At 65.0% G+C, this 22,640-nt stretch carries 22 protein-coding genes and 1 tRNA gene; 5 read left to right on the top strand and 18 right to left on the bottom strand.

Features of this window, described 5'->3' with window-relative positions; all coding sequences use genetic code 11:
- Position 1: 1 nt before the first annotated feature.
- From QM707_RS03950 to QM707_RS03930, 5 genes are read right to left on the bottom strand one after another with little or no spacing between them, the layout of a single operon-like run.
- Positions 2-3,877 (bottom strand): pilus assembly protein, encoded by a 3,876-nt coding sequence (locus tag QM707_RS03950; RefSeq protein WP_415000564.1) that lies wholly within the window; start codon positions 3,875-3,877, stop codon positions 2-4.
- A gap of 13 nt (positions 3,878-3,890) precedes the next feature.
- Entirely contained in the window at positions 3,891-4,445 is a 555-nt protein-coding gene (locus tag QM707_RS03945) for a PilX N-terminal domain-containing pilus assembly protein (protein WP_415000563.1), read from the bottom strand.
- Positions 4,442-5,485 (bottom strand): PilW family protein, encoded by a 1,044-nt coding sequence (locus QM707_RS03940; protein ID WP_415000562.1) that lies wholly within the window; start codon positions 5,483-5,485, stop codon positions 4,442-4,444. Before QM707_RS03940 ends, QM707_RS03945 begins: the two co-directional genes overlap by 4 nt.
- Positions 5,482-5,970 carry a type IV pilus modification protein PilV gene (gene pilV / locus QM707_RS03935; protein WP_415000561.1) on the bottom strand — a complete coding sequence of 163 codons (489 nt, stop codon included), beginning with the start codon at positions 5,968-5,970 and terminating at the stop codon, positions 5,482-5,484. The genes QM707_RS03940 and pilV overlap by 4 nt, the downstream gene beginning before the upstream one ends.
- A 14-nt stretch (positions 5,971-5,984) precedes the next feature.
- A complete protein-coding gene (locus QM707_RS03930; RefSeq protein ID WP_415000560.1) occupies positions 5,985-6,581 on the bottom strand; it encodes a GspH/FimT family pseudopilin in 597 nt (198 codons plus the stop codon).
- Positions 6,582-6,747: 166 nt separating this feature from the next.
- Here QM707_RS03930 and QM707_RS03925 point away from each other — a divergent pair.
- Positions 6,748-6,824 (top strand) — tRNA-Asn (locus tag QM707_RS03925).
- A 64-nt stretch (positions 6,825-6,888) separates the two neighbouring features.
- Here QM707_RS03925 and ppnN read toward each other — a convergent pair.
- The 5 genes from ppnN to grxD all read right to left on the bottom strand — a co-directional run bounded on the left by ppnN (position 6,889) and on the right by grxD (position 13,804).
- Positions 6,889-8,271 carry a nucleotide 5'-monophosphate nucleosidase PpnN gene (ppnN, locus tag QM707_RS03920; protein WP_415000559.1) on the bottom strand — a complete coding sequence of 461 codons (1,383 nt, stop codon included), beginning with the start codon at positions 8,269-8,271 and terminating at the stop codon, positions 6,889-6,891.
- Positions 8,272-8,398: 127 nt separating this feature from the next.
- Complete coding sequence (locus QM707_RS03915; protein WP_415000558.1) at positions 8,399-11,797, bottom strand: TonB-dependent receptor; 3,399 nt, start codon at positions 11,795-11,797, stop codon at positions 8,399-8,401.
- A gap of 271 nt (positions 11,798-12,068) precedes the next feature.
- Positions 12,069-12,656 (bottom strand): YhgN family NAAT transporter, encoded by a 588-nt coding sequence (locus tag QM707_RS03910; RefSeq protein WP_415000557.1) that lies wholly within the window; start codon positions 12,654-12,656, stop codon positions 12,069-12,071.
- 75 nt (positions 12,657-12,731) lie between these two features.
- Positions 12,732-13,475 carry an SDR family NAD(P)-dependent oxidoreductase gene (locus QM707_RS03905; protein ID WP_415000556.1) on the bottom strand — a complete coding sequence of 248 codons (744 nt, stop codon included), beginning with the start codon at positions 13,473-13,475 and terminating at the stop codon, positions 12,732-12,734.
- Positions 13,472-13,804 carry a Grx4 family monothiol glutaredoxin gene (gene grxD / locus QM707_RS03900; RefSeq protein WP_415000555.1) on the bottom strand — a complete coding sequence of 111 codons (333 nt, stop codon included), beginning with the start codon at positions 13,802-13,804 and terminating at the stop codon, positions 13,472-13,474. The genes QM707_RS03905 and grxD overlap by 4 nt, the downstream gene beginning before the upstream one ends.
- A gap of 101 nt (positions 13,805-13,905) precedes the next feature.
- Here grxD and QM707_RS03895 point away from each other — a divergent pair, with 101 nt between their 5' ends.
- The gene (locus QM707_RS03895) at positions 13,906-14,484 is read left to right on the top strand and encodes a superoxide dismutase (RefSeq protein ID WP_415000554.1); all 579 of its coding nucleotides are present in this window, start codon (positions 13,906-13,908) and stop codon (positions 14,482-14,484) included.
- Between the two features lie 84 nt (positions 14,485-14,568).
- Here the strand turns inward: QM707_RS03895 and QM707_RS03890 are convergent, their stop codons facing one another.
- Complete coding sequence (locus QM707_RS03890) at positions 14,569-15,711, bottom strand: 5-(carboxyamino)imidazole ribonucleotide synthase (RefSeq protein ID WP_415000553.1); 1,143 nt, start codon at positions 15,709-15,711, stop codon at positions 14,569-14,571.
- Positions 15,708-16,214, bottom strand: coding sequence for a 5-(carboxyamino)imidazole ribonucleotide mutase (gene purE, locus QM707_RS03885; RefSeq protein WP_415000552.1), 507 nt, complete (start codon positions 16,212-16,214; stop codon positions 15,708-15,710). The genes QM707_RS03890 and purE overlap by 4 nt, the downstream gene beginning before the upstream one ends.
- A gap of 56 nt (positions 16,215-16,270) precedes the next feature.
- On the opposite strand from purE, the gene QM707_RS03880 reads away from it, so the two are divergent.
- On the top strand, positions 16,271-16,537 hold the full coding sequence (locus QM707_RS03880; protein ID WP_415000551.1) for a Trm112 family protein: 267 nt from the start codon (positions 16,271-16,273) through the stop codon (positions 16,535-16,537).
- Positions 16,534-17,391, top strand: coding sequence for a carboxylating nicotinate-nucleotide diphosphorylase (gene nadC / locus QM707_RS03875; RefSeq protein WP_415000550.1), 858 nt, complete (start codon positions 16,534-16,536; stop codon positions 17,389-17,391). Before QM707_RS03880 ends, nadC begins: the two co-directional genes overlap by 4 nt.
- Positions 17,392-17,457: 66 nt before the next feature.
- Here the strand turns inward: nadC and QM707_RS03870 are convergent, their stop codons facing one another.
- Positions 17,458-18,264, bottom strand: a complete 807-nt coding sequence (locus QM707_RS03870; RefSeq protein WP_415000549.1) for an FHA domain-containing protein — start codon at positions 18,262-18,264, stop codon at positions 17,458-17,460.
- A 103-nt stretch (positions 18,265-18,367) separates the two neighbouring features.
- On the opposite strand from QM707_RS03870, the gene QM707_RS03865 reads away from it, so the two are divergent.
- On the top strand, positions 18,368-18,670 hold the full coding sequence (locus tag QM707_RS03865; RefSeq protein WP_415000548.1) for a DUF3301 domain-containing protein: 303 nt from the start codon (positions 18,368-18,370) through the stop codon (positions 18,668-18,670).
- Positions 18,671-18,700: 30 nt separating this feature from the next.
- On the opposite strand, the gene QM707_RS03860 is transcribed toward QM707_RS03865, so the two are convergent.
- From QM707_RS03860 to petA, 5 genes are all read right to left on the bottom strand, one after another.
- On the bottom strand, positions 18,701-19,117 hold the full coding sequence (locus tag QM707_RS03860) for a ClpXP protease specificity-enhancing factor (protein WP_415000547.1): 417 nt from the start codon (positions 19,115-19,117) through the stop codon (positions 18,701-18,703).
- A complete protein-coding gene (locus QM707_RS03855) occupies positions 19,114-19,749 on the bottom strand; it encodes a glutathione S-transferase N-terminal domain-containing protein (RefSeq protein WP_415000546.1) in 636 nt (211 codons plus the stop codon). The genes QM707_RS03860 and QM707_RS03855 overlap by 4 nt, the downstream gene beginning before the upstream one ends.
- Positions 19,750-19,898: 149 nt before the next feature.
- The gene (locus QM707_RS03850; RefSeq protein ID WP_415000545.1) at positions 19,899-20,678 is read right to left on the bottom strand and encodes a cytochrome c1; all 780 of its coding nucleotides are present in this window, start codon (positions 20,676-20,678) and stop codon (positions 19,899-19,901) included.
- Positions 20,671-21,942: a cytochrome b gene (locus tag QM707_RS03845; RefSeq protein WP_415000649.1), complete on the bottom strand. Its 1,272-nt coding sequence runs from the start codon at positions 21,940-21,942 to the stop codon at positions 20,671-20,673. The genes QM707_RS03850 and QM707_RS03845 overlap by 8 nt, the downstream gene beginning before the upstream one ends.
- Complete coding sequence (gene petA / locus QM707_RS03840) at positions 21,939-22,538, bottom strand: ubiquinol-cytochrome c reductase iron-sulfur subunit (protein WP_415000544.1); 600 nt, start codon at positions 22,536-22,538, stop codon at positions 21,939-21,941. Before petA ends, QM707_RS03845 begins: the two co-directional genes overlap by 4 nt.
- Between the last annotated feature and the right edge of the window lie 102 nt (positions 22,539-22,640).

Below are 22,640 nucleotides of genomic sequence, written 5' to 3'. Positions count from 1 at the left end.
GTCAGTCCTTCAGGATTTCGCGCCAGGAAAGTCGCCGCGAGCCGTTGCCCTGCGGGTTGATGCTGATCGAACCCAGTGTACCCGTTGAACCGCCCGCCACCAGCAATTGGTCGATCAGGGTCGGCAGGGTCGGCATGCCGAGGCCCAGGTCGACCGAGCCGATGGCCACGGTGTCGCTGCCGCTGGTCAATGTATCGTCGGCGAAGTTGGCGGCGCCGCCCGTCTTGGTCAGGTTGGCGTTGAAGAAGGCCTGGGTCAGGCTGGTGCCGGTGAAAGCATCGAGCGCATTGATGTAGCCGTTACCGCCTGCGTCGCAGGTGTTGTTGGTCGGCGGGATCAGGCTGGCGGTCACCAGCACCGTGCCGAACACGCGCGGGTTGCTGACCGTGCGCTCGCCCTCCGCCGTCGGGGTCGGCGGTTTCACCATGTCGATGAACCAACCCTTCTTGCCAGCAGGCAGGGTGGCGTTCGGCTGGAAGCCGCGAACATCCCGGAACAGGTTGTCCGTACCCGCCGGCAGCTGGTTGGTATCGCCATCGCCGTCGGTGTCGAGCCTGATCTGGCTCGCGACCAGAATGCTGCGCTTTTCCAGTTCACCGAATGCGGCCACGCCGGTCCGGCTGTCCACATCCGCCAGGCCATCGTCGATGATGCCGTAGGTGCTCTGCACGGACATGTCGGACATGTCGGTCGTGCTCAGGAAACGGCCGGTCGCAAGGAAAACCCAGCGACGACCGCTCAAGGGCTCAAGCGCCAAGGCCAGGCCGGCCGTAATGGGCTGACGAACGTTCGACGCATCCTTGGCCACGAACAACGGGTTGCCGCTAAGCGCAATCTGCCAGTTGGTGGTCAGGTTGCTGGTCAGGTCGAACTTCCACAGATTGCCCTTCAGGTCGCCGGCGTAGACATAGTCCACCGTGCCGTTGTTGTCGTTGTCCCAACCGCGCGGCGCGAACAGGCCATTGTCGCCGGCAACGCCGGTATCGATTTCCTTGATGATGGCGCCGGTGGCGATGTTGAGGATGAACAACACCGCTTTGCCGTTGGTGCTGTTGATGCCGTTGCTGACGATGACGCCCTTGCTGCCGTCGTTCAAGGTCACGACCAGCGGCTCGCCCAGCACATAGCCCATGTTGGCGCCGGTGGTGCGTTCCCACAGCACATCGGTCGCTGCGAAAGACGCCGGCGTCTTAACCTCCAGGCCATACACGCCCTTGCCGCCGCGGCCGAGCGCGCCGACCAGGTAGTTGTGTCCGGGCGTCTGCTTGGTCGTCGACACGGCGATCGGGCCGTCGACGAAATAACCGTGCGCGTACTGCGGGTCGCTGAGGCCGCCCAGGGCCGTCATGTTGATGCCGGCCGGGATATAGGCGAAGTGCTCGGCACCGGTGGCGGCATTGATGGCATGCAGCATGCCGTCGTTGGCGCCAACGAAGATCGTCGACAGTTCCGATACGTAGATCGGGCTGGAATTGACGATGTCGCCCATGGGCGTACCCGCTACGATGTCGGCGCCGCCGGAGCGTATCGTGACCGTGCGGCTGCGCAGGGTACCACCGTCAAAACGGCGTTCCTTCGTACTCTGACCCTTGATGTAGTTGGCGTTATCGGTACCGTTGACGCTGGACAGCGGACGCGCGCTCTGGTCCAGCGTGGTCAGCTGCGTCGCCGTCGGGAAAGCCGCGCCCGCCGTGCCGTTCCAGGTGAAAACCTTGCGCGAGCCGTAGGCGGGAATTCCTTGCGACGCCTGCCAGGACGGCTCGGCCGCCACGCCGGCCGACGTGGCCGCATAGGCCGCCAACTCGCCGGTCCAGTTACCGGTGAGGTAACGGGCCTGGAACACGCGGGTATTGTCCTGGAACGAGGTGCTGTTGGTCGCGACGTTCGAACCCGAACCGCGGCGCGCGGCGATCAAGGACAGGGCGTCGAGCAGCGCCTGGGCGAAGGCTGCCGGGCTGGTGGCGGCGACGAAGCTACCGTGGCCATTGACGGATGCATGCCAGAGGTCGTCGATTCGGTCGTCATCCTCGGCATCGAGCGGGTTCGTCCACTTCACGCTGCCATTGGTGATGCTGGGCAGATCGGTGCTCGGGTTCAGGTTGCCCTGCAGGCCGATCGAGATGCCGAAGGTGACCATGTGCTGCCAGTAGGCCGGATCAGCCGCCGAGGCCGGCACGTCGTTGGTCAGCGTCGACATCAGGTCGCGCTTCCAGTAGTACATCGCGACGTCGGCCAGCGTGTCCAAGCGCGTCGGCGACACATTGTCCTTGTAGGGATTGATCGGCGCGTACTTGTAGTTGCTGCCACTGGGATTCGGGATGGTCGGGTTGACGCTTTCGGACGTCGACGTGTCGCTGTCCGCATCGCCGATGGCCGTATAACCGGCGTTGTTGTTCCAGTAGCCGTCGGTCGTCAGGATGGCGAAGGCCTGGCGGCAACTGATTTGCGCCGCCGGACCCCAAGGCCCCGTATTGGCGCTATCAGTGAAATAGCGGCCAGCGCGTTGCAAGGCGCCCTTCAGCGGCGTGCCGTTGTCGCCCACTGCACCGTGCAGGTAGTTGAACCAGGTCGTGCGGTTGTTGGATACCGTCGGTGTCGTGGTATTGCGGAACAGACCGCCGTCGGATCCCACCGGGATCGGATAGACCGGGGTGGCATTGGTCGCGACGCTGTCGTCATGCGCATCAGGGTCGTTCCAGATGGTATCGAAGCCCATGCGCGCATTGGTGCCGATCTGGCTGAAGGCTTCGCTGGCGCCGGCCTTCGCCACCTTCAGGCGACTACGATGGTAGGAGTACCAGGTGGCGTAGTTGTTCTTCTCGTCCGTCAGGTTGCGGGTCGAGGGCAGTTCCGAAACGCAGTTGATCCAGGCGCTGCCGGTAACGTCGTCGCCGTCGCAACGATTGGTGGTGTAGTTGTACTTGTACTTGAACACGACCCGCAACTGCACGCCGCCGAAGCTCGACGCCCGGTTGATGCCGATCCAGTAGTGGTTGCCGCCCACCGGATCCGGAGAATCGATGGTGCAGGACTCGTCGTTGCCGCCGCCGATGGATCGGCAGGTATAGTTGTTGACGCGCACATCGCTGGCGGTGTGGACGTACAGGTTGGCGCCATCGCCGTTGTTGTTGTTGTGCGAACCGTTGTCGCCGTGCGTACCGCCGGTCAAGGTGACTACCATCGATTCCCAACTATGGCCCGCGGCGGGCGTCGGTACCGTGATGTCGTACTTGAGCTCCACATCGTTGCTGCCGCCGACGTTGGTTGTCGTTTCCGGCACGTTGAAGGGGTTGTAACCCGCCAGGTTCACGTCCGCCGGCGTCGTGACGGTCACCACGGCGGTGCCGTACTCGCCCTTCCGGATATCGCTACCACCGGAAACGATTTCGTAGCGCCAGTAGGAGGACAGCGACGTCAGCGGCGTAGCGCCGGTCTTGGCGATATAAAAGTACTGCGCACTGCTGGACAGGTTGGTGGAGCTGCTCAGATTGCTGATGTCGCCCCACGCGCTGGTGTAGGTGGTGCCCGTGGTATAGCGCGTATTGTCGGCCTTGATCCAGGCCTTGTAGGTCACGGCCGGGTTGTAGGCCATGGGGTTGTGCGGATAGGCGGCATTGCGCACGTTGTTGTCGCCACCGACGGACGCCAGGGCGTCCGGCATGTAGGTGAAGTCCATCGAACCCGAATCGTCGAGGATGAACATGATGTTCGGCGCCGGGAAGGACGCGCCCGATTGCAAGGGCGTGTTCGGGATATCGACCGCCGCGCCCGGCAATGAAATCAAGGTGGCGGCGAAAGCGGCGGCGATCGGGCTCGCGCGCCGGAAATGGCGCTGCAAGCGGGCGGCGAGGGAAGACTGATTGCGAGACGTATTCATGGGGGTTCCCTGCTCAGGGCACGGCGATGTTGGATTGCAGGATCACTTCCGAGCGACCGGCAGTGATGCCGGAGCGGGCCGTGATGCGATAACGGCTTTCCCAGTTGGTGCAGGCGGCGTCGGGGGAAACGTCGCCGGACGTGGTGCAGTTGGAACCGGGCACGGCGTCCACCGCCATTTCCTCGACGATGAATCGCGGCTGCGAGGCAACGCCAGAGCCGGTGAATACGGTGGTGGCGGCACGCGACCAGGTGTTCCAGTTCGCGTCCGTGTCCAGCCAACGCGGCGTCGCGGCAGCGACCGGCGCCGGGCACAAGCCGTTGCTGCAGGGATTGCCGGCCGTCGGCACGACCGGCTTGGTCGAGGCCAGCGTCTCGCCCTCGCGCAGGGCCGCTTCGGCGGCCTGGAAGCTCAGGCTACGGTCCATCTGGCTGGTGCTCATGTATTGCTCCAGCAAGGTGCCGCGCAAGCTGGTCAATGCCAGCAGCGTCAACAGCACCAGCAGGATCAGGACGACGACCAGCGTCACGCCCCGTTCGCCGCGCGGCGAGAATTTCGTAGGTTTCATAGCAGATTGTTCCTGAGGCTGATCACGTGCTGCACCGTGCGCGAGATGGCGGCGTTGCTGTCGGTACTGCCGCCACGGTCGGGCGCGGAAATCGTCAGGGTGACCTTGATGGCGCCGACGGCGCCCCAGTTCGTCACGCCGGCGGACGTGGTGTAGTTCGTGCCACCCGATGCGAGATAACGCATGGTCATGTTCGACACGCCATTGGCGATTTCGTCGTTGACCACGCTGAACGTGCCCGCGTTGTTCACCAGACTGCTCTGATAGAGCGAGCGTCCGACCGGCTCGGCGCAATCGGCGCGACCATTGCAGCCGATGTACCAACGCGAGGCCTTGAGCTTGGACACCATGCCGTTGATCGCCAGTCCCGGCATCGCCACACCGTCCTTGTCGTTGCCATGCGGGCCGAGCAGCAGCGTCGCGCTGGCATTTCCCGGAGAGCCGCCCGTGCCCGCGCCTGACGCATGCAGGATGGTATTTCCGACGAAGCTGGTGGCCTGGAAGACCGTCGCCCCGCGATAGTCGCAGGCGATCAGCAAGTCGTTTGTCGTCAAGCCCGTGACGGTGCGTACCGGAATCGGCTGATTGAGATTGGCGTCGGACAAGTTGGCCGTCGTGTTGACCGTAGAAGGCAGCTCGCCGTACTTGACCTCGATCGCCTCGGTGCCGGAGACGCGCGCACCGGCTGTAGTGCCGAAAGCCACGTCGGGAAATGCCGTCGTTCCCGCATAGCCGATGAGGCCGTTGTTCCAGTTCTTCCACCAGTTGCCGGTGGGCGAGTTCAGGCCGTTGCTGAGCGGCAAGTTGGCATCGCAGGGATTGCCGCCGGCTTCGCGAACGTCGCGCGCCATCAGCTCGAACGCAGCGCGCCCCGCTTCCTGGATGCGGCCCATGTTCTCCGAGGCCGAGTAGGTCACGCGGTTGGTGGCGAACATGGCGACGGCGGCGCCGGCCACGATCAGGCCCAGCACCATGGAAATCATCAGTTCGACCAGCGATACGCCCAGGTTCGTCCGCAGGCGGGGATGGGCGCGCTTCATAGGCGGGTCCTCGTGATGATGCGTTGATTGGCGTTGCCCTGCGTACCGCGGGTGTCGTCCCAGCGCACGCCGACAGCGCAATTGGCGTCGTCGCAGTCGATGATGACGCAGGCGTTCGGCTCAAGACCGCCAGGGCCGCGCACCTGCTCCATCCACTCGCGCCGCTCCGCAACCGGAAGCGCCGTGCCGTTGTCGGGCAGCGCGCAGGTCCACACCGTCGTGCCGGTACCGCCCAGGTCGGAGCCGAGGTTGCCGAGGTTGTAGCTGCCGATCCTGGCCTGCAGCGCGTCGGCACGCATCCGGTCGATCATCGCGTAGGTCAACGCCACGCCCTGGCTGTGCTGCATCGCGCTCTGGCTGTTGCGTAGCGCGGTCATCTGCAGCGCAGCGACGCCCAGCACGCCGAAGACGAGGATCAGCACCGCCACCAGCACTTCGATCATGCTGACGCCGGCCATGGAACGGAACGCAGGGGCGCGGCGCATTCTGGCTGAAGACTTCATAGTGCGTTCCCCGGCTCGGCGCAAAGTTTGTTGCCGTCGGCGCGCGTCACGACGACGCCGCCGCCACGGATGTTCACGTTGCGGACGTTCTCGGCCGGGCGGCCGGTAGGCAGACACATGCTCACCGTGCCGCTCAGCACCGTACCGGTCGAGCGCCGCGCCAGGCCGTCGGAGCGGAAGTCGATACGCACCTTGCCGGCGAGATTGCTGCTGCCGAGGATGCGCACGCCAGCCGCCGGCGCGGCGACACGCAGCAGGCGATCGGTGCCGTTGTTGTAGGCGCCGTTGGTGTTGGTGTCGACGAAGACGATCCAGCCCGTGGCGTTGGTGGAGTTGTCGGCCGCGCAGGCGACGGAGGCAGCGGCGGCGTTGGGGTTGGTGCTCAGGCACAGCACCACCCGCCGGTTGTTGCGGATGGCTTCGGCCCGGCCCAACTGCACCGCGCCAACGAATTCGTTCGCCGCCGTGGTCAGCCGGTTCGAGTTCATCACCGTCTGGAAACTCGGTACTGCCACGATCAGCAGGATCGAGACGATGGCTACCGTGACCATCAACTCGATCAGGGTGAAGCCGGAAGGGCGGGACAGGGTCATGCGCGGGGGTCCTGATGATCCAGTCCGCATTCTTCCGAGCGGCCTCCGCCACCGCAAGCTGCGGCAGGACGAGCGGCTCCGGGGGCAGGACGAACGGCCCGACGCGTGGCCGGACGGGTCGTTTCGGCTTGCGCGGAAAAGACGCCGCGGGCACAATACGCGCCCCGCCCGAATAGCTCAGCCGGTTAGAGCACTTGACTGTTAATCAGGGGGTCGTTGGTTCGAGTCCAACTTCGGGCGCCAAATGAAATCAAGGGCTTGCGAGCGATCGCAAGCCCTTTTTCTTTTCCTCGGCGAAATCGCCCGCTCAGGTGATGACGCGATAGCAGGGACGGTATTCGCCGGCGATCTTCATGCGGCGCTGGGCAACGAAAGCCCGCAGCAACGCGTCCAGCGATTGCATGATTTCGCTGTCCCCGTGGATCTCGAACGGACCATGCTGTTCGATGGCCCGCATGCCCTCCTCCTTCACGTTGCCGGCGACGATGCCGGAAAAGGCGCGACGCAGGTTGGCGGCCAGCATGTGGGTCGGCTGGTCGCGGTGAAGGTTCAGGCCGGACATCGCCGCATGGGTCGGGTGGAACGGCTGCTGGAACTCCGGCGACATGCGCAGCGACCAGTTGAAGAAGAACGCGTCCTTCTCGTCCAGCCGGTGCTCGCGCACCTTCTTCAGCCCCTGCACCATCGCCCGCGCCACTTCGCTGGGATCGTCGACGATGATGCGGTAGCGCGAGGTCGCGCTGTCGCCCAGGGTCAGGCGCAGGAACTGGTCGATCTGCTCGAAGTACGCGGCCGATTCGCGCGGCCCGGTCAGCACCAGCGGGAACGGCAGGTGGGCATTGTCGGGATGCAGCAACAGGCCGAGCAGGTAGAGGATTTCCTCGGCGGTTCCGACGCCGCCCGGGAACACGATGATGCCGTGGCCGAGGCGCACGAAGGCTTCGAGGCGCTTCTCGATGTCCGGCATGATCACCAGGTGGTTGACGATCGGGTTCGGCGACTCGGCCGCGATGATGCCGGGTTCGGTGATACCGATGTAACGATTGGAATTGCGCCGCTGCTTGGCGTGCGCGATCGTCGCGCCTTTCATCGGCCCCTTCATCGCGCCCGGTCCGCAACCGGTGCAGATATCGAGGCGACGCAGGCCCAGTTCATAGCCGACGCGCTTGGTGTACAGGTATTCCTCGCGGCCGATCGAATGGCCGCCCCAGCACACCACCAGGTTCGGGTCGGTGTGCGGGCGCAGCACGCGCGCGTTGCGCAGGATCTCGAAAACGGCGCCGGTGATGCCGGGGCTGGTGTTCAGGTCGAACTTGCCGCCTTCGTTGATTTCGGTCGCCGTATAGGCGATGTCGCGCACGACCGCGAACAACAGGTCGGCGACGCCGCGGATGATCTCGCCATCGACGAAGGCCGTCGCCGGCGCATGCTTGAGTTCGATCTTGATGCCGCGGTCCTGCTGCAGGACCTGGATGTCGAATTCGGGGAAGCGGATCTGCGCCGCCCGCGGATCGTCCGAGTCGCTGCCGGTGGTCAGCACGGCCAAGGCGCAGCGACGCAGCAGTTCGTGCAGGCCGCCGACCGACGCGTCGCGCAACCGGGCGATTTCCTGCCGGGAAAGGATGTCGAGACCGCCGCGCGGAGAAATGCGGGCGTTGACCGTGGGTGCCGCGGGGGTATTGCCTTCCATCGTGTTCTTCAGTCGCTTGCTCGTGTGGACCTGACACTCTAGCACCGCCCAGGCTTCGGCAACGGCCGCGCAAAAGAAAACGGCCGGTGTCGCCACCGGCCGTTCCCGATACTGCTTGTCGCGTGGATCAGAACTCGTACTTGAAACCGACCTGCACGGACCACTGCGAGATGCCGTTGGTCTGACCGTCGGCATTGGTCGGCAGGCCCAGCGCGGTGGCCTGGCCGAACTCGGTGCCGGAGCGGTAGCCGTACACGTACTTGCCGGTCATGCCGGCCGGGCAGTTCACGCGGCAGATGCCGACGAGGCTGGCGACCGCGACGTTGGCGTTGAAGCCGTAGTCGATGATGTTGCCCCAGTCCTTGTCGATCATGTTGCCGATGTTCTGGATGTCCACCCAGATCTGCGACTTGTGGCCCTTCATGAAGCCCGGCAGTTCCTGGCTGATGCGCAGGTCGAAGGTGTTGACCCAGCCGGCGCGGAAGTCGTTCTCCGGCGCATAGCTGCCGGCGTACGCATTCAGGTGCTCCTGCGTGTCGAGCCAGGCCCAGAACGCGGCTTCCATGGTCGGGTTGGCGGTGAACGCGCCGGTGGTCGCGTTGAGCGAACCGAACAGCACGTCGCCCGGACCGGACGGAACGTAGAACAGGTCGTTGAAGGTGCGGTTGTCGCCGTTCGCGTCGTTGTTGAAGATGTAGCTGAACGGACGACCGCTGCGGCCTTCGTACACCAGGCCCACGCGGGTTTCGTAGTCGCCGAAGAAGGCATGCTTCCAATCCAGCGAAGCAGTGAAGCGATCCTTGATCTCGTAACGCGCGGTGTTGGCCAGATCGTCGTCGATGTTGAAGCTAAGCTGCGAACCGTAGCCGGAGCCGGCGGTCGAGCTGGTCAGCGAAGCGACTTCCGAAGCATTGGTGTAGGTGTAGGCGATGCTCCAGGACCAGTCGCGATCGGCGGCGAACGGACGCGCCAACGACAGCGTGAACTGGCGGCTGCTGCCCTTGTCGGTGTTCGTGATCAGGTAGACGTCGCCGAACGTGCTGTTGTTGTTGTAGCGCGCCGGGTTGGTCGCCGTGTTGCCCGAGGCGGTGTTGCCGAACGGACGCGGGCTGTTCGGATTCCAGTACAGACGGCGGCCATCGGGGCCATCGAAGCCCGGACCGACGTTGAGGCTGCGGTAGAACAGGCCCTTGTTGATGTCGGTGAGCAGGATTTCCGCGCTGAACACGGTATCCATCCAGCCGGTCTCGGTATCGAACGCGAGGTTGGCCTTCCACACGGAGGGCATCTCGAAGTCCGGATCCATCACGTTGACGTTGCGGTTGGCGGTCGCCGACGGCGGCACGGTCGGGTTCAGGCCGTCCGGGTTGAAGATGCTGTTGAGGCAGGTCGCGTTACGCGAACCTTCGCTCTGGCCCGGAGCGCTGTTGTTCCACAGGCAGTGGCGATAGTTCGAATAGGCGATGTAGTTGAGGCCGTTGCTCTGGTAGGAGTTGCTCACCCACACCTGCGGCGCATCGCCCTGGAACAGGCCGATACCGCCACGCAGCTGCATCTGGCGCTGCGTGTCGAAGGTGTAGTTGAAGCCGAAGCGCGGCTGGATCAGGAAGTCGCCGTTGAACGTCACCGAGTTGTCGTAGCCGAAGCCGCCCGTCCAGGCGCCGGTGTTCGGGTTGATGGTCTGCGGCGCCGCGAACGTCGCGTTGTACGGCGGCTGCGGGCTGGTGCTCGGCTTGTCGCCGCGCAGGCCGAAGGTCAGCGTCAGGTTGCTGTTGACGTACCAGGTGTCCTGCAGGAACAGGCCGAGGTTGCGGTTCGAATAGATCGCCGGCACCGAGTCCGCGGAGGTCTGGTACTGGAGGTCGTAGTCGAAGTAAATGCCGTTCTGGAAGTTGGTCAGGCCGTAGAAGCTGTAGTTGCCCCACGAGTCCTGCAGGAAGTAGTTGTAGATGTCGTTGTCGCTGTACTCGGCGCCGAACTTCAGGTCATGGTCGCCGAGGTGCCAGGTGCCCGATCCGAAGTAGTTCCAGGTTTCGGTCAGCAGGGTGTTGCCCATCGAGCTGCGCTCGGTGCCCATGCGGATGAAATCGCCGGCGCTGGGAGCGTTGCTGTTGTTGCCGTCGTCGAAGTAGATCTGGATCGTCGGCGCGGTGGTCGGATTGACGCGGATGGCGTCGTAATCGCGGAAGGACACCTTGAACTCGGTGCTGAAGTTCTCGGACCAGTCGCTGAACAGCTGGGCCACGTAGCTTTCGACGGTCTTCTCGTGGTTGTACCAGTTCGAGCTCAGCGAGAGCGCGCTGGCCGTGGAGGCTTCCGGACGCACGCGGGTCTGCTCAAGCTTGCTGTAGCGCAGGCTGGCGCGGTGATTGTCGTTGATGTTCCAGTCGAGCTTGAGCGCATACTCTTCCAGTTCGGTGTCGCCACCGACCAGGCCGCCCGCGTCGATGCCCCAGACGTTCTTGGCGATGTCGATCGCCTGCTGCACGTCGTCGGCGTCGAAGTCGCCACCGGCCACCAGCGGGTTCGTGCCCAGGCCCTTGCCGCCGGCCGTGCCGATTTCGGTCGTCTTCAGCTTTTCGTAGTTGACGAAGAAGAACAGCGTGTCCTTGACCAGCGGGCCACCGAAGGTGAAGCCCCAGGTGGTGTCCTTCTCGAATTCGTCGAAGGGCAGACCGGTCACGTCGATGGTGGAACCGGCGGCGCGCGCCGGATAGTCGCCGAACCAGTCGCCGTCGCGATACATGCCGTACACCGAACCATGGAACTGGTTGGTACCGGACTTGGTGACCGCGTTGACCTGGGCGCCGGCAGCGCCGGACATGGTCACGTCGTAGTTCGACAGGTTGATGTCGATGGCTTCGATCGCCTGCAACGACACCGGCTGGCGCTGGGTCGGCATGTTGTTGCCTTCCAGACCGAAGGTATCGCTGGCGGAGACGCCGTCGATGGTGATCTTGTTGAAGCGCGGGTTCATGCCGCCGGCGCTGATGCTGCCGGACGCGCGATCGGTGAAGGCCACGCGCGGGTCGAGGCGCATGAAGTCCTGGATGTTGCCGTTGACCGAGGGCAGCGCCTTCAGCGTTTCCTGGTCGACGTTGGTGCCCGAACCCATCTTGGTCGCGCTGAAAACGCTGATCGCGCCGGTGCCCGTCACTTCGACGGTGGCGATGTTGGCGGCGGCGCCCATCACGGCGTCGACATTGTTGCTTTCAGCCAGCTGCAGGTAGACGCCTTCGCGCTTCTCGGTACGACCGTCCTTCGAGATGGTGATCGTGTACGGGCCGCCCACGCGCAGGCCGCGCGAGACGTAGCGACCGTCGCTGCCGGTGGTGACCTGGCTGGTCGTACCGGAGTCGGTGTGCACGATGGTGACTTGCGCGCCGGAGACCGGCTGACCGCTTGCGTCGGTGATGCGACCGCCGACGGCGGACGAGGTGCTCTGCGCGAAAGCCGGGGCAGCGGCGAGCGCGATCGCGAGGCCAAGGGAAAGCTTCGAGAGCCGTACCCGATTGCGATTGATCATGATGTGAACCCTGAGTGGTGAATGTCGGCGCAGCATCCTGCTGCTGGATTTTGATGCCCGGAGAATGGCTGCGGGCAACACCCCATCGCTTGCTCAGTGAGCCTTCCGGGCTTCCGAGCAATAACAAGAGATTAACATGCTAGGTCGTACGGATGACAGCGGGGTGACGGTTTGCGGAGGCTGTCATCAGGCCTGCCAAACGGTTCACATTGCTGGCTGAATGCGCCCGCCGACGCCCCCTCCGGATCGGGCCCGGCCATTGCGGCTCCGGCTACGTGTTCAGGTAGGTTTTGACGCCGTCCAACAGCATTTGTACGGAGATCGCCACCAGAAGCATGCCCATCAGGCGCTCGATCGCGACGAGGACGCGCTGGCCCAGCAGGCGGTACAGCGAAGTCGCCGAAAACAGGATGGCGGCCGTCCCCGCCCAGGCGATCAAAAGGGCCAGGCTCCAGTCCCCCATGCGGTCGGGCTCCTGGCTACCGAGCAGCATCACCGAGGCCATGCCGGAGGGACCGGCGACCAGCGGAATCGCCATCGGCACGATGAAGGGCTCGCCTTCGCCCGTTTCCCCGAACATGCCCTCGGGCGAAGGGAAGATCATCTTCAGGCCGATCAGGAACAGCACGATGCCGCCGGCGATCGAGACCGACTCCTGGCGCAGGTGCATCGCTTCCAGCACGTACTGGCCGCCCCAGAGAAAGCCGAAAAGCACCGCCAGGGCGATCAACAGCTCGCGCGCGAGCACGATGCGGCGTCGCCCGCCCGGCAGCGGTTTGAGCAGGCTGAGGAAGACCGGGATATTGCCCAGCGGGTCCAGGATCAGGAACAGCAGCAGGGCGGCGGAAAGCGTGGTCATGACGGTCGGCGCAAGTCGGGCCGCCCCATTGTTTCCGTTCGCGGGCGTGCTGTCGAACCGGCGCGACGGCCGCGCTCAGTCCTGGCGGGGCGCGTAGACCTGGCCGCGTTGCGCGATACCGGCGGGCGACAACAGGTGCACGCAGGCCGGCGCATAGCGCGTGGGCGGCGGGCAAAGGGTCGCGGCCTCCTCCACGTAGGCGCGATTGCGCACGGCGCTGCGCATCGGTCCGGGCTCGAGCATGCTCACGCGTACCGGCCCGTTCTCGGTCTCCTCGTGCAGCAGTCGCGTCAGTGCCTGCAACCCTGCCTTGGCGACGCCATAGGCGCCCCAATAGGCGCGGTTCACGCGCGACAGATCGTCTCCGACGAAGACCACGGCGCTGTCGCCCGAACGACGCAGCACCGGCAGGCATGCCTGCGTCATCAGCCACGCCGCACTGAGGTTGACGTGGATCTGCCGCACGAAATCCGCTGGCGGCGTGCTTTCCAATGGCGCCAGGCCTGGGAACTCCGTCGCGCAATGCAGGATGCCGTGCAGGCCGCCGAGTTCGGCACCGATCCGGTCGGCCATCGTCTCGTAGTCGGCGGGATCGGCGCCGGCCATGTCCAACGGATACAACAGCGGTTCGGGACCGATCGCCTTCACCGCGTCGTAGACGCGACTGAGCTTGGGCACCTTGCGCCCGAGCAGGATGAGGGTGGCGCCTGCCTGGCCGCAGGCCCTGGCGGCGGCTTCGCCGAGTCCGCCGTAGGCGCCGGTAATCAGGATGTTGCGCCCGGCCAATGCGTCGGCCGCGGGCGCTGGCATGGGGCTCATGCCGCTTTTTGCGCTTCGCCGACCATGCGCGCGAGCTCGCCGCTTTCGAACAGTTCGACCGTGATGTCGCAGCCGCCGATCAACTCGCCGTTGATGAAAAGCTGCGGGAAGGTCGGCCAGTCGGAATAACGCGGCAGGTTGGCGCGGATCTCGGGCTCCTCGAGCACATTGATGCTGTGGAAGGACGAAGCGCCGGCCGATTTCAGCGCCTGGCTGGCGCGACTGGAGAACCCGCACATCGGGAACTGCGGCGTGCCTTTCATGAAAAGCACGATCGGGTGGCCTTCGACTTCGGACTTGATGCGGTCCATGACCGGATTGCTCGCCATTGCTTTCTCCATCCGCCCGCCCGATCGGGAGAGCGGCATCTTGTTCAGGGAATAAGGGTAAAATTATAGCTTCACCCGCCACTCCCTGCTGGAGAAGCCCGATGGCCATCGAACTGCCCGCCCTGCCCTACGACCGCACCGCCCTTGCCCCGCATATTTCGGCCGAGACCATCGACTTCCACTACGGCAAGCATCACCAGACCTACGTCACCAACCTCAACAACCAGATCAAGGGCACCGAGTTCGACAACCTCGACCTCGAAGCGATCATCCGCAAGGCCCAGGGCGGCATGTTCAACAACGCCGCGCAGGTCTGGAACCACACCTTCTACTGGAACTGCCTCGCGCCCAATGGCGGCGGCGAACCCGGCGGCAAGCTCGGCGATGCGATCAATGCCGCCTTCGGCAGCTTCACCGCGTTCAAGGAACAATTCACCAATACCGCGCTGACGACCTTCGGTTCGGGCTGGGCCTGGCTGGTGCAACGCCAGGACGGATCGCTGGCCCTGGTGAGCACGCCGAATGCCGCCACGCCGCTGACCGGCACCGACAAGGCGCTGCTGACCTGCGACGTCTGGGAACACGCCTACTACATCGATTACCGCAATGCGCGCGCGAAGTACGTCGAAGCGTTCTGGAACCTGGTCAACTGGGACTACGTCGCATCGCAAATGAACTGAGCGACACCGCAGCGCGACGAGGAACGGCCGGACGATCTCCGGCCGTTTTTCTTGGTGCCGCCGTCGAAAAACGGAGGGGCGAAGTCAGGCCCGCAAGCGCTCGATGACCGGCGCGACCTGCGATTCGCGACCGAGCGAGCGACCGACGCTCTCCAGCGCCAACGCCAGTTCGCCGGCATCTTCCGCGCGCAAGGTCGCATGACCGACCTTGCGGCCTGCGCGAGAGCTCTTGCCGTAGTCGTGCCAGTGTCCGCTGGCGTTCGCCAGCACCGGATTCGCCGACGGCACGCTGCCGATCCAGTTCAGCATGCAGGCGTGGCCGAGCATGCGCGTATCGCCGAGCGGCAAACCCAGCACGGCGCGAAGGTGGTTCTGGAACTGCGAGGTCTCGGCGCCCTCGATCGTCCAGTGGCCGGAGTTGTGCACGCGCGGCGCCATCTCGTTGGCCAGCAGCTCGCCGTCCTTCAGGAACAGCTCCAGTGCGAACACGCCGACATAGTCCAACGCTTCGGCGATGGAGCGCGCGTGAGCGATGGCCTTCTCCGCCAACGCGGGCGGCAACGTCGCCGGCGCCAGGCTGGCCGACAGGATGCCGTCCACATGCCAATTCTCTGTCAACGGCCAGGCGCGGAACTCGCCGTCGCGGCCTCGCACGGCAACGACCGAAATCTCGCGCTGGAACGGCACGAAGGCTTCCAGGATCAGACCGACCGTCGTGGCCTGCGCACCGAGCGCATCCCAGGCGGCATCGGCGTCCGCACTGGTCTTGATGCGGAACTGCCCCTTGCCGTCGTAGCCGAGCCGCCGCGTCTTCAAGATGCAGGGCAAGCCGAGCTCGGCGACCGCGCGATCGAGGCTTTCGCGCGTGGCGATGTCGGCGAAGGCAGGCACCGGGATGCCGAGTTTGCGGAACAGACTCTTCTCGGCCAGGCGATCCTGGGCGACGGCGAGCGCGCGAGGATTGGGAAACACGGGAACGCGCTCGGCCAACCATTGCGCGCTCTCGGCCGGTACGTTCTCGAAGTCGAAGGTGGCGACGTCGACCCGGCCAGCGAATTCGGCCAGCACCGTCTCGTCGCGATAATCGCCGACCACCATCGGCACGAACTGTCCGGCGCAGGCGTCGATGGTGGAATCGAGCACGAGGAAACGCAGGCCCAGCGGCGCGCCCGAAAGCGCAAGCATGCGGGCCAACTGCCCGCCGCCGAGAATGCCGACCGTGGTCATTCCTGCCTCGGATCGGGCTTGGCGAGCACGTCCTGCGTCTGCGTTTCGCGAAAACTGGCGAGCGCCTTGCCGATGGCCGGATGTTCGTGGGCCAGCATCGCTGCGGCAAACAGGCCGGCGTTCGCCGCACCGGCGTTGCCAATCGCGAAGGTCGCGACGGGAATGCCGGCCGGCATTTGCGCGATCGACAGCAGCGAGTCCATGCCGTTGAGCGCCTTGCTCTGCACCGGAACGCCCAACACCGGAACGGCGGTCTTGGCCGCCAGCATGCCCGGCAAATGGGCCGCGCCGCCGGCGCCGGCGATGATCGCGCGCAGACCGCGCGATTGCGCCGTCTCGGCGTAGCGGAACAACAGGTCCGGCGTGCGGTGGGCGGAAACGACCTGCACTTCGTGCGGAACGCCTAACGATTCGAGCCGGGCGACCGCGTGCTGCATCGTCTCCCAGTCGCTGCGGGATCCCATCACGACGCCCACCAGGGGCGGCACCGGCTTCTCGCTCATGGCAGGGCCTTGGCTCAAAAAGGTATTCTAGACGCAAGTTCCCGGCGGTACGACCCATGGATCGCAAGTTGCTCGACATCCTCTGTTGTCCGGCCAGCAAGCAGCCACTGGCCCTGCTGGATCGCGCCGAACTGCAGGCCTTGAACCAGGCCATCACGCAGGGACATGTGATGCGATTGGACGGCAGCAAACAGGATCAGATGCTGACCGAAGGCTTGATCACCCGCGACCGCCGAATCATCTATCGCGTCGACGATGGCATCCCGGTTCTGCTGGCCGACGAAGGCATCGCCACGGCCGCCGTGCCGGACTTCCCGCTTTGACGTCGGCTTTCGCTCCGCCGCCTGCCGCGAGCATCGCCGAGGACGTGCGGCGCGCGCTCGCCGAGGATATCGGCGCCGGCGATGTTACCGCGGCCTTGCTGGCGGATGTGCCGGAAGCGGGCTATATCCTCGCGAAGGAAGCGGCCGTGATCGCCGGCCGCCCCTGGTTCGACGAGTGCTTTCGCCAGCTCGATCCCGACGTACGCATCGAATGGCGGGTCGCCGAAGGCGATCGCGTGAGGGCTGGCACCGTCGTCTGCGTCTTCTCCGGCCGGTCGCGCGCGCTGGTCAGCGCCGAACGCACGGCGCTCAATTTCCTGCAGTTGTTGTCCGGCACGGCGACGCGCACGGCGGAGTTCGCCGACGCGCTACAGGGCACGCGAACGCGCGTGCTCGACACGCGCAAGACCTTGCCCGGACTGCGGCTCGCGCAGAAGTACGCCGTGCGGGTCGGAGGCGGCGTCAACCATCGCATCGGCTTGTTCGATGCGGTGATGCTGAAGGAAAACCATATCCACGCCGCCGGATCGATCGCCGATGCCGCGGCCTTGGCCCGTGCTCGCTATCCGCAACTGCCGCTGATCATCGAAGTGGAGAACCTCGACGAACTGCAGCAGGCGCTGGCGACGGATTGCACGCGCATCCTGGTCGATGATTTCCCGTTGGCGGAACTGCGCGAAGCGGTGCGCATCGCCGATGGACGCATCCCGATCGAAGTATCGGGCAGCGTGGACCTGTCGCGGCTGAAGGAGATCGCCGAAACCGGCGCCGATTTCGTCTCGGTCGGCGCGTTGACCAAGCATGTGCGCGCGGTCGACCTGTCGATGCGCCTGGGCGAGCCGCCCGGCGGGTGATCGCGCAAAGAAAACGGCAGCCGGGAAATCCACGGCCGCCGTCCGTATCTCGCCGGTGGCGGCGTATCAGCCGCGCAAGACCATCAGCCCGATCATGATGAGCGCGGCGATCGTGATCATGATCAAGGCCCACTTCATCATCGCGCCCTGACCGCCGCCGGATGCCCTCGGCGTCGCGGCGAGGTTCGCCGTCTGCTTCGTCGCCTGGGCAGCGCCCATCTCGATGCCCGGCGCCACGAGCACGAAGCGCACCGCGTCGAGCCGCAGTTCATCGCCAGGATTGAGGAATCCCTGCTGCACGCGCTTGCCGTTGATGTAGGTGCCGTTGGATGAACCGAGGTCTTCGACCGACACGCCATCCGGCGTCGGCTTGACCAAGGCATGGCGACGGGAAATTTCGTCGGCAGCGACAGGAATATCGCATTCGGCCGCACGGCCGATGACGGTCGGTCCCGATACCGGATACATCTTGCTGAAGACAGCGCCGGAAACGCCGCGCAACAGGTACTTGGGGATCGCCGCACGCACGCGCGTCGCGCCGGAGTCTTCGTCCGGGCCAGCGACAGGCGCCGCGCTGGAACGCTTCGCCGCTTCGACGATGGCGAACTTCGCGACCACGGCGCCGATGCCGATCGTATCGCCGCTGCGCAGGGCCATCAGGTCGGTGACGGGCTTGTTGTTGACCGTCACCGGTCCGCCGCCGGCGGGAACCTGCAAGTTCGCGCCTGCCTGCGTGACATGGATCTCGCAGTGCACGGGCTTGATGTCGGGAAGCGTCAGAACGACGGCACCCTCCGGCGCGGAGCCGATCCGGTTCGCCCCCAGATTCAGCAGCACCTGACTGTGTTCGCCATTCGGAAATACCAGCTTCATTCATCCTCCGCGTCTTCGCGCTGCCGCGTATCTAACGATGAATCGCAGGACCACGGCAAGGGGCAGCCTTGCTGACGATGCGTCCCACCCCCAGACTTGGGGCATGCCAGAACTCATTTTACTGATGCTATTGGTCGGTCCGGCGGCTGTTTTCTGGACTTCCGGGCGACGCGCGGCCGAACGCGCCGCCGACCTCGGCCGGCAATCCTGCGCGCGGGCGGGCGTTCAGTGGCTGGACCAGAACGTCCACCTGGTTCGCCTGCGTTTGCGCCGCGGCGAGTCCGGCTGGCTGGCCTGGGAACGGCAGTACCGCTTCGAGTATTCGCATGGCGGTGACGACCGCCAGGCCGGACTCGTCACCTTGCTGGGATTGCGGCTTTCGGCGCTGGTGGGTCCGGACGCTTGAGAGCCGGAACGGCGACCAGAACCGGCCCGGCTACTTGACGATGCGCAGGTGGCCGCCGCGCTTGGGGCCGTCGCCCGGAGGCGTCGGCGTGTCGTCCGCAGCGTCTTCCGGCATCACGCCGCCATCCTCAGGCAGCATCATGCCCTGCCCTGTTTCCTGGGCATAAATGGCCAGCACCGCCACGATGGGCACGGAAACCGTCTGGCTGACGCCGCCGAAGCGCGCCAGGAATCGCACTTCGCGATTGCCGAGATCGAGCTGCGCGACGGCGCGCGCCGCGATGTTCAACACCACGCGTCCTTCCTTGATGGCCGCCGCGGGAACCTGCACGCCCTCGACGCTGGCATCGACCAACAAATAAGGCGTCATGCCGTTGTCGGCGATCCACTCGTACAACGCCCGCAACAAGTACGGGCGATTCGAGGTCATGGCCTGCGCGTCGCTCATGCCGGCAGATCGCGCAACTGCCTTTCTTCCGGCGTGAGGCTGCGCGCGAAGCCCGGATTGCGGAAGATGCGCATGCCGTAGTCCTCGATCAGCTTGGCTTCCTTCGGCAGCACGACGCCGAGGGAAGGCAGGCGATAGATGATCGGAGCCATCGCGCAGTCGGCCAAGCTCATTTCCGGGTTAAGGAAGAACTTCGCGGCCTTGAACAAGGGCAGCGAGCCGAGCAGCAGCTCCCGCAACGCCTTCCTTCCCGCTTCGGCCTGCACCTTGTTTCCGCTCTGGATGGCCTGCACCTGCGGGACCCAGTTCTTCTCGATCTGCAGCATCGCCAGGCGCAGGCGCGCCCGCGACAGCGGATCGACCGGCATCAGCGGGGGATGGGGATAACGTTCGTCCAGATACTCGCTGACGACGGACGCGGAATAGAGCACCAGATCGCGATCGACCAGGGTCGGCACGGAATGGTAGGGATTGAGATCGAGCAGATCTTCCGGCGGCTTGGCCGGATCGACCGGCACCAGCTCGTAGCTCACGCCCTTGGCCGCCAGGACCAGCCGGACCCGGTGGCAGACCACGCAATCCGGTGCGGAGAACAGGGTCAGGGCGTTGCGCATCCGCGGACTTGCGGCCATCGGCGAATCCTCGATCGGGCTGCCGCCGGCCCCTGCCGGCGGTCATCCAACCGTAAACCTGCCCGGCCCGCCGTTTTTTCGCAAGACCTGGAGCCAGCAAAAAGGCCGCCCCAAGGCGGCCTTTTCGGCAAAACGTGACGGAACTCGCCTCAGTGCACGTCGCGCCAGTACTCCACCTTGACCAGATAGGCCAGGAAAGTGAAGAAAGCCAGGAACAGAACGGCCCAGACGCCGACCGATTCGCGCTTCACCGCGCCGGGCTCGCCCACGTACGCCAGGAAGGCCGTGATGTCGCGCGCCGTCCGGTCGAATTCCTCAGGGGTCTGGCGGCCCTTCACCGGAATCTCGAACCCAGTGATGCAGCGGCCCTGGTATTCGCCCTTGTGGCAGGCCTCGTCTTCACCCGCGGCGTTCTTGTGCTTGGCCTCGGTCACCGGATGCTGGATGCCCTGCAGCTCCCACAGCACATGCGGCATCGACGCGCCCGGGAAAACGGTGTTGTTCCAGCCCAACGGGCGGGATTCGTCGATGTAGAAGCTCTTGAGGTAGTTGTAGACCCAGTCCGGTCCCTGCGCCTTGGCACGGGCGATCACGCTCAGGTCCGGCGGCGCCTTGCCGAACCAGGCCAGGCCGTCGTCGGCGTTCACGCCGGTGCGGATGTTCTCGCCGATCTTGGCGTCCCCATAGATCAGGTTCTGCTCCACCTGCTCTTTCGTCAGACCGAGGTCCTCGGCCGTGCGCGAATAACGGTGGAAGCCCAGCGCGTGGCAGCCCGAGCAATAGCTCATGTAGAGGCTGGCGCCGCGCTGCAGCGAGGCCTTGTCGGTGAGGTCGATCTGCGAGGACTCCATCGCCGACTCGCCGCCGGAGGCGGCAGCCAGCGCGGGCGCGAGCAGCAGGGCGAGTGCGAACAGTCTGGACTTAATCATGCATGGTCACCCGCTCAGGCACCGTCTTGAACGAGCCCATGCGGCTCCAGAACGGCATGAAGATGAAGAAACCGAAGTAGAACAGCGTCAGGCCGCGCGCCAGCCAAGTCTGGGCCGTGCTGCCCGCCTGCATGCCGAGGTAACCCAGGGTCAGGAAGGCGACGCAGAACAGCGCGATCAGCATCTTGTGCAGCATCGGGCGATAACGGATCGACTTCACCGGGCTGCGGTCGAACCAGGGCAGGCCGAACAGGATCATCGTCGCCGCGCCCATCGTGATGACGCCGAGTAGTTTGTCGGGAACCGCGCGCAACATCGCGTAGTAGGGCGTGAAGTACCAGACCGGCTTGATGTGCTCTGGCGTGACCAGCGGGTTGGCCGGCACGAAGTTGTCGTGCTCGAGGAACAGGCCACCGAAAGTCGGCGCGAAGAACATGATGAAGGCGGCAGTCGTCAGGAAGAAGCCGACGCCGAACAGATCCTTGCCGATCGTGTAATACGGATGGAAAGCGATGCCGTCGAGCGGGATCTTGGTGACCGGATCCTTCTTCTTCTTGATGTCCACGCCATCCGGGTTGTTCGAGCCGACTTCGTGCAGCGCGCCCAGGTGCAGGACCACCAGCAGCAGGATGACCAGCGGCAGGGCGATGACGTGCAGGGCGAAGAATCGGTTGAGCGTGGCGTCGGAGACCAGGTAGTCGCCGCGGATCCATTCGGTCAGGTCGCCGCCGATCAACGGGATGGCGCCGAACAGGTTGATGATCACCTGCGCGCCCCAGTAGCTCATCTGGCCCCACGGCAGCACGTAGCCCATGAAGGCCTCGGCCATCAGCGTAAGGAAGATCAGCATGCCGATCACCCAGACCAGTTCGCGCGGCTTCTGGTACGAGCCGTAGATCAGGCCGCGGAACATGTGCAGGTAGACGACGACGAAGAACAGCGAGGCGCCGGTCGAGTGCATGTAGCGGATCAGGTTGCCGCCCGCCACGTCGCGCATGATGTATTCGACGCTCTCGAACGCGCGCGGGATGCCAGCCGCCGTCAAGGACGCATCCGGCTTGTAATGCATCGTCAGGAAGATGCCGGTGACGATCTGGTTGGCCAGCACGACCATCGCCAGCGAACCGAAGTAGTACCAGAGGTTGAAGTTCTTCGGAGCGTAGTACTCCGTCATGTGCTTCTTGTAGAAGGGCATGAACCCCGGGGCGCGGTCGTTGAACCACCCCATCACGCCGTTGACGGCACGGTCGATGGCGTTCATCAGGCGGCCCCCTCAGGCGCGACGCCGACCATGATGTGGTTGTCGTCGATGAAATGGTAAGGCGGCACTTCCAGGTTCGAAGGCGCGGGCACGCCCTGGAACACGCGGCCGGCGAGATCGAAGCGCGACTGGTGGCAGGGGCAGTAGAAGCCGCCCTTCCACTCGGCGTCATAGGCCTGCGGCACGAGCTCGGGCACGTACAGCGGCGAGCAACCGAGGTGCGTGCAGATACCGACGAGCACGGCGATCTCCGGCTTGATCGAACGGCCTTCGTTCTTGGCGAAGCCCGGCGTCTGGTCGGCGTTGTCCGACTTCGGATCGCGCAGGCGGCCATCCAGGGCTTGCAGGGCCGACAGCTGCTCGGGGGTGCGCTTGAAGATCCAGACCGGCTTGCCGCGCCACTGCTGGATGATGCGCATGCCCGGCTCGAGCTTGCTGATGTCCACTTCCACCGGTGCGCCGGCCACCTGGGCGCGGGCACTGGGTTTCCATGACGTGACGAACGGAACGGCCGCGAAGCCAACACCGACCGCACCGACCACGGCGGTCGTAGTGGTCAGGAAGCGGCGGCGACCCGGGTTGACCTCATCGTTGGCCATTCGGCTCTCCGAAGACTTAACTGTGAATTCCCTGAGACGGGCAAAGGCATGCCCGGCAAAATCAACGCGCAATTGTAGCGGCGCGCCCGGCGGGCGACAACG

This window comes from Arenimonas sp. (genome assembly GCF_047602345.1).
In the GTDB taxonomy this organism is placed as follows: Bacteria; Pseudomonadota; Gammaproteobacteria; order Xanthomonadales; family Xanthomonadaceae; genus Arenimonas.
Note: the sequence above shows the minus strand (reverse complement) of the source record. Positions and strands in the feature narration are given on the sequence as shown.

Bases quoted from the DNA above. Each gene is read 5' to 3' on its own strand.
- QM707_RS03950 (WP_415000564.1), bottom strand. From the start codon at position 3,877: ATGAATACGTCTCGCAATCAGTCTTCCCTCGCCGCCCGCTTGCAGCGC.
- QM707_RS03945 (WP_415000563.1), bottom strand. From the start codon at position 4,445: ATGAAACCTACGAAATTCTCGCCGCGCGGCGAACGGGGCGTGACGCTG.
- QM707_RS03940 (WP_415000562.1), bottom strand. From the start codon at position 5,485: ATGAAGCGCGCCCATCCCCGCCTGCGGACGAACCTGGGCGTATCGCTG.
- pilV (WP_415000561.1), bottom strand. From the start codon at position 5,970: ATGCGCCGCGCCCCTGCGTTCCGTTCCATGGCCGGCGTCAGCATGATC.
- QM707_RS03930 (WP_415000560.1), bottom strand. From the start codon at position 6,581: ATGACCCTGTCCCGCCCTTCCGGCTTCACCCTGATCGAGTTGATGGTC.
- ppnN (WP_415000559.1), bottom strand. From the start codon at position 8,271: ATGGAAGGCAATACCCCCGCGGCACCCACGGTCAACGCCCGCATTTCT.
- QM707_RS03915 (WP_415000558.1), bottom strand. From the start codon at position 11,797: ATGATCAATCGCAATCGGGTACGGCTCTCGAAGCTTTCCCTTGGCCTC.
- QM707_RS03910 (WP_415000557.1), bottom strand. From the start codon at position 12,656: ATGACCACGCTTTCCGCCGCCCTGCTGCTGTTCCTGATCCTGGACCCG.
- QM707_RS03905 (WP_415000556.1), bottom strand. From the start codon at position 13,475: ATGAGCCCCATGCCAGCGCCCGCGGCCGACGCATTGGCCGGGCGCAAC.
- grxD (WP_415000555.1), bottom strand. From the start codon at position 13,804: ATGGCGAGCAATCCGGTCATGGACCGCATCAAGTCCGAAGTCGAAGGC.
- QM707_RS03895 (WP_415000554.1), top strand. From the start codon at position 13,906: ATGGCCATCGAACTGCCCGCCCTGCCCTACGACCGCACCGCCCTTGCC.
- QM707_RS03890 (WP_415000553.1), bottom strand. From the start codon at position 15,711: ATGACCACGGTCGGCATTCTCGGCGGCGGGCAGTTGGCCCGCATGCTT.
- purE (WP_415000552.1), bottom strand. From the start codon at position 16,214: ATGAGCGAGAAGCCGGTGCCGCCCCTGGTGGGCGTCGTGATGGGATCC.
- QM707_RS03880 (WP_415000551.1), top strand. From the start codon at position 16,271: ATGGATCGCAAGTTGCTCGACATCCTCTGTTGTCCGGCCAGCAAGCAG.
- QM707_RS03870 (WP_415000549.1), bottom strand. From the start codon at position 18,264: ATGAAGCTGGTATTTCCGAATGGCGAACACAGTCAGGTGCTGCTGAAT.
- QM707_RS03865 (WP_415000548.1), top strand. From the start codon at position 18,368: ATGCCAGAACTCATTTTACTGATGCTATTGGTCGGTCCGGCGGCTGTT.
- QM707_RS03860 (WP_415000547.1), bottom strand. From the start codon at position 19,117: ATGAGCGACGCGCAGGCCATGACCTCGAATCGCCCGTACTTGTTGCGG.
- QM707_RS03855 (WP_415000546.1), bottom strand. From the start codon at position 19,749: ATGGCCGCAAGTCCGCGGATGCGCAACGCCCTGACCCTGTTCTCCGCA.
- QM707_RS03850 (WP_415000545.1), bottom strand. From the start codon at position 20,678: ATGATTAAGTCCAGACTGTTCGCACTCGCCCTGCTGCTCGCGCCCGCG.
- petA (WP_415000544.1), bottom strand. From the start codon at position 22,538: ATGGCCAACGATGAGGTCAACCCGGGTCGCCGCCGCTTCCTGACCACT.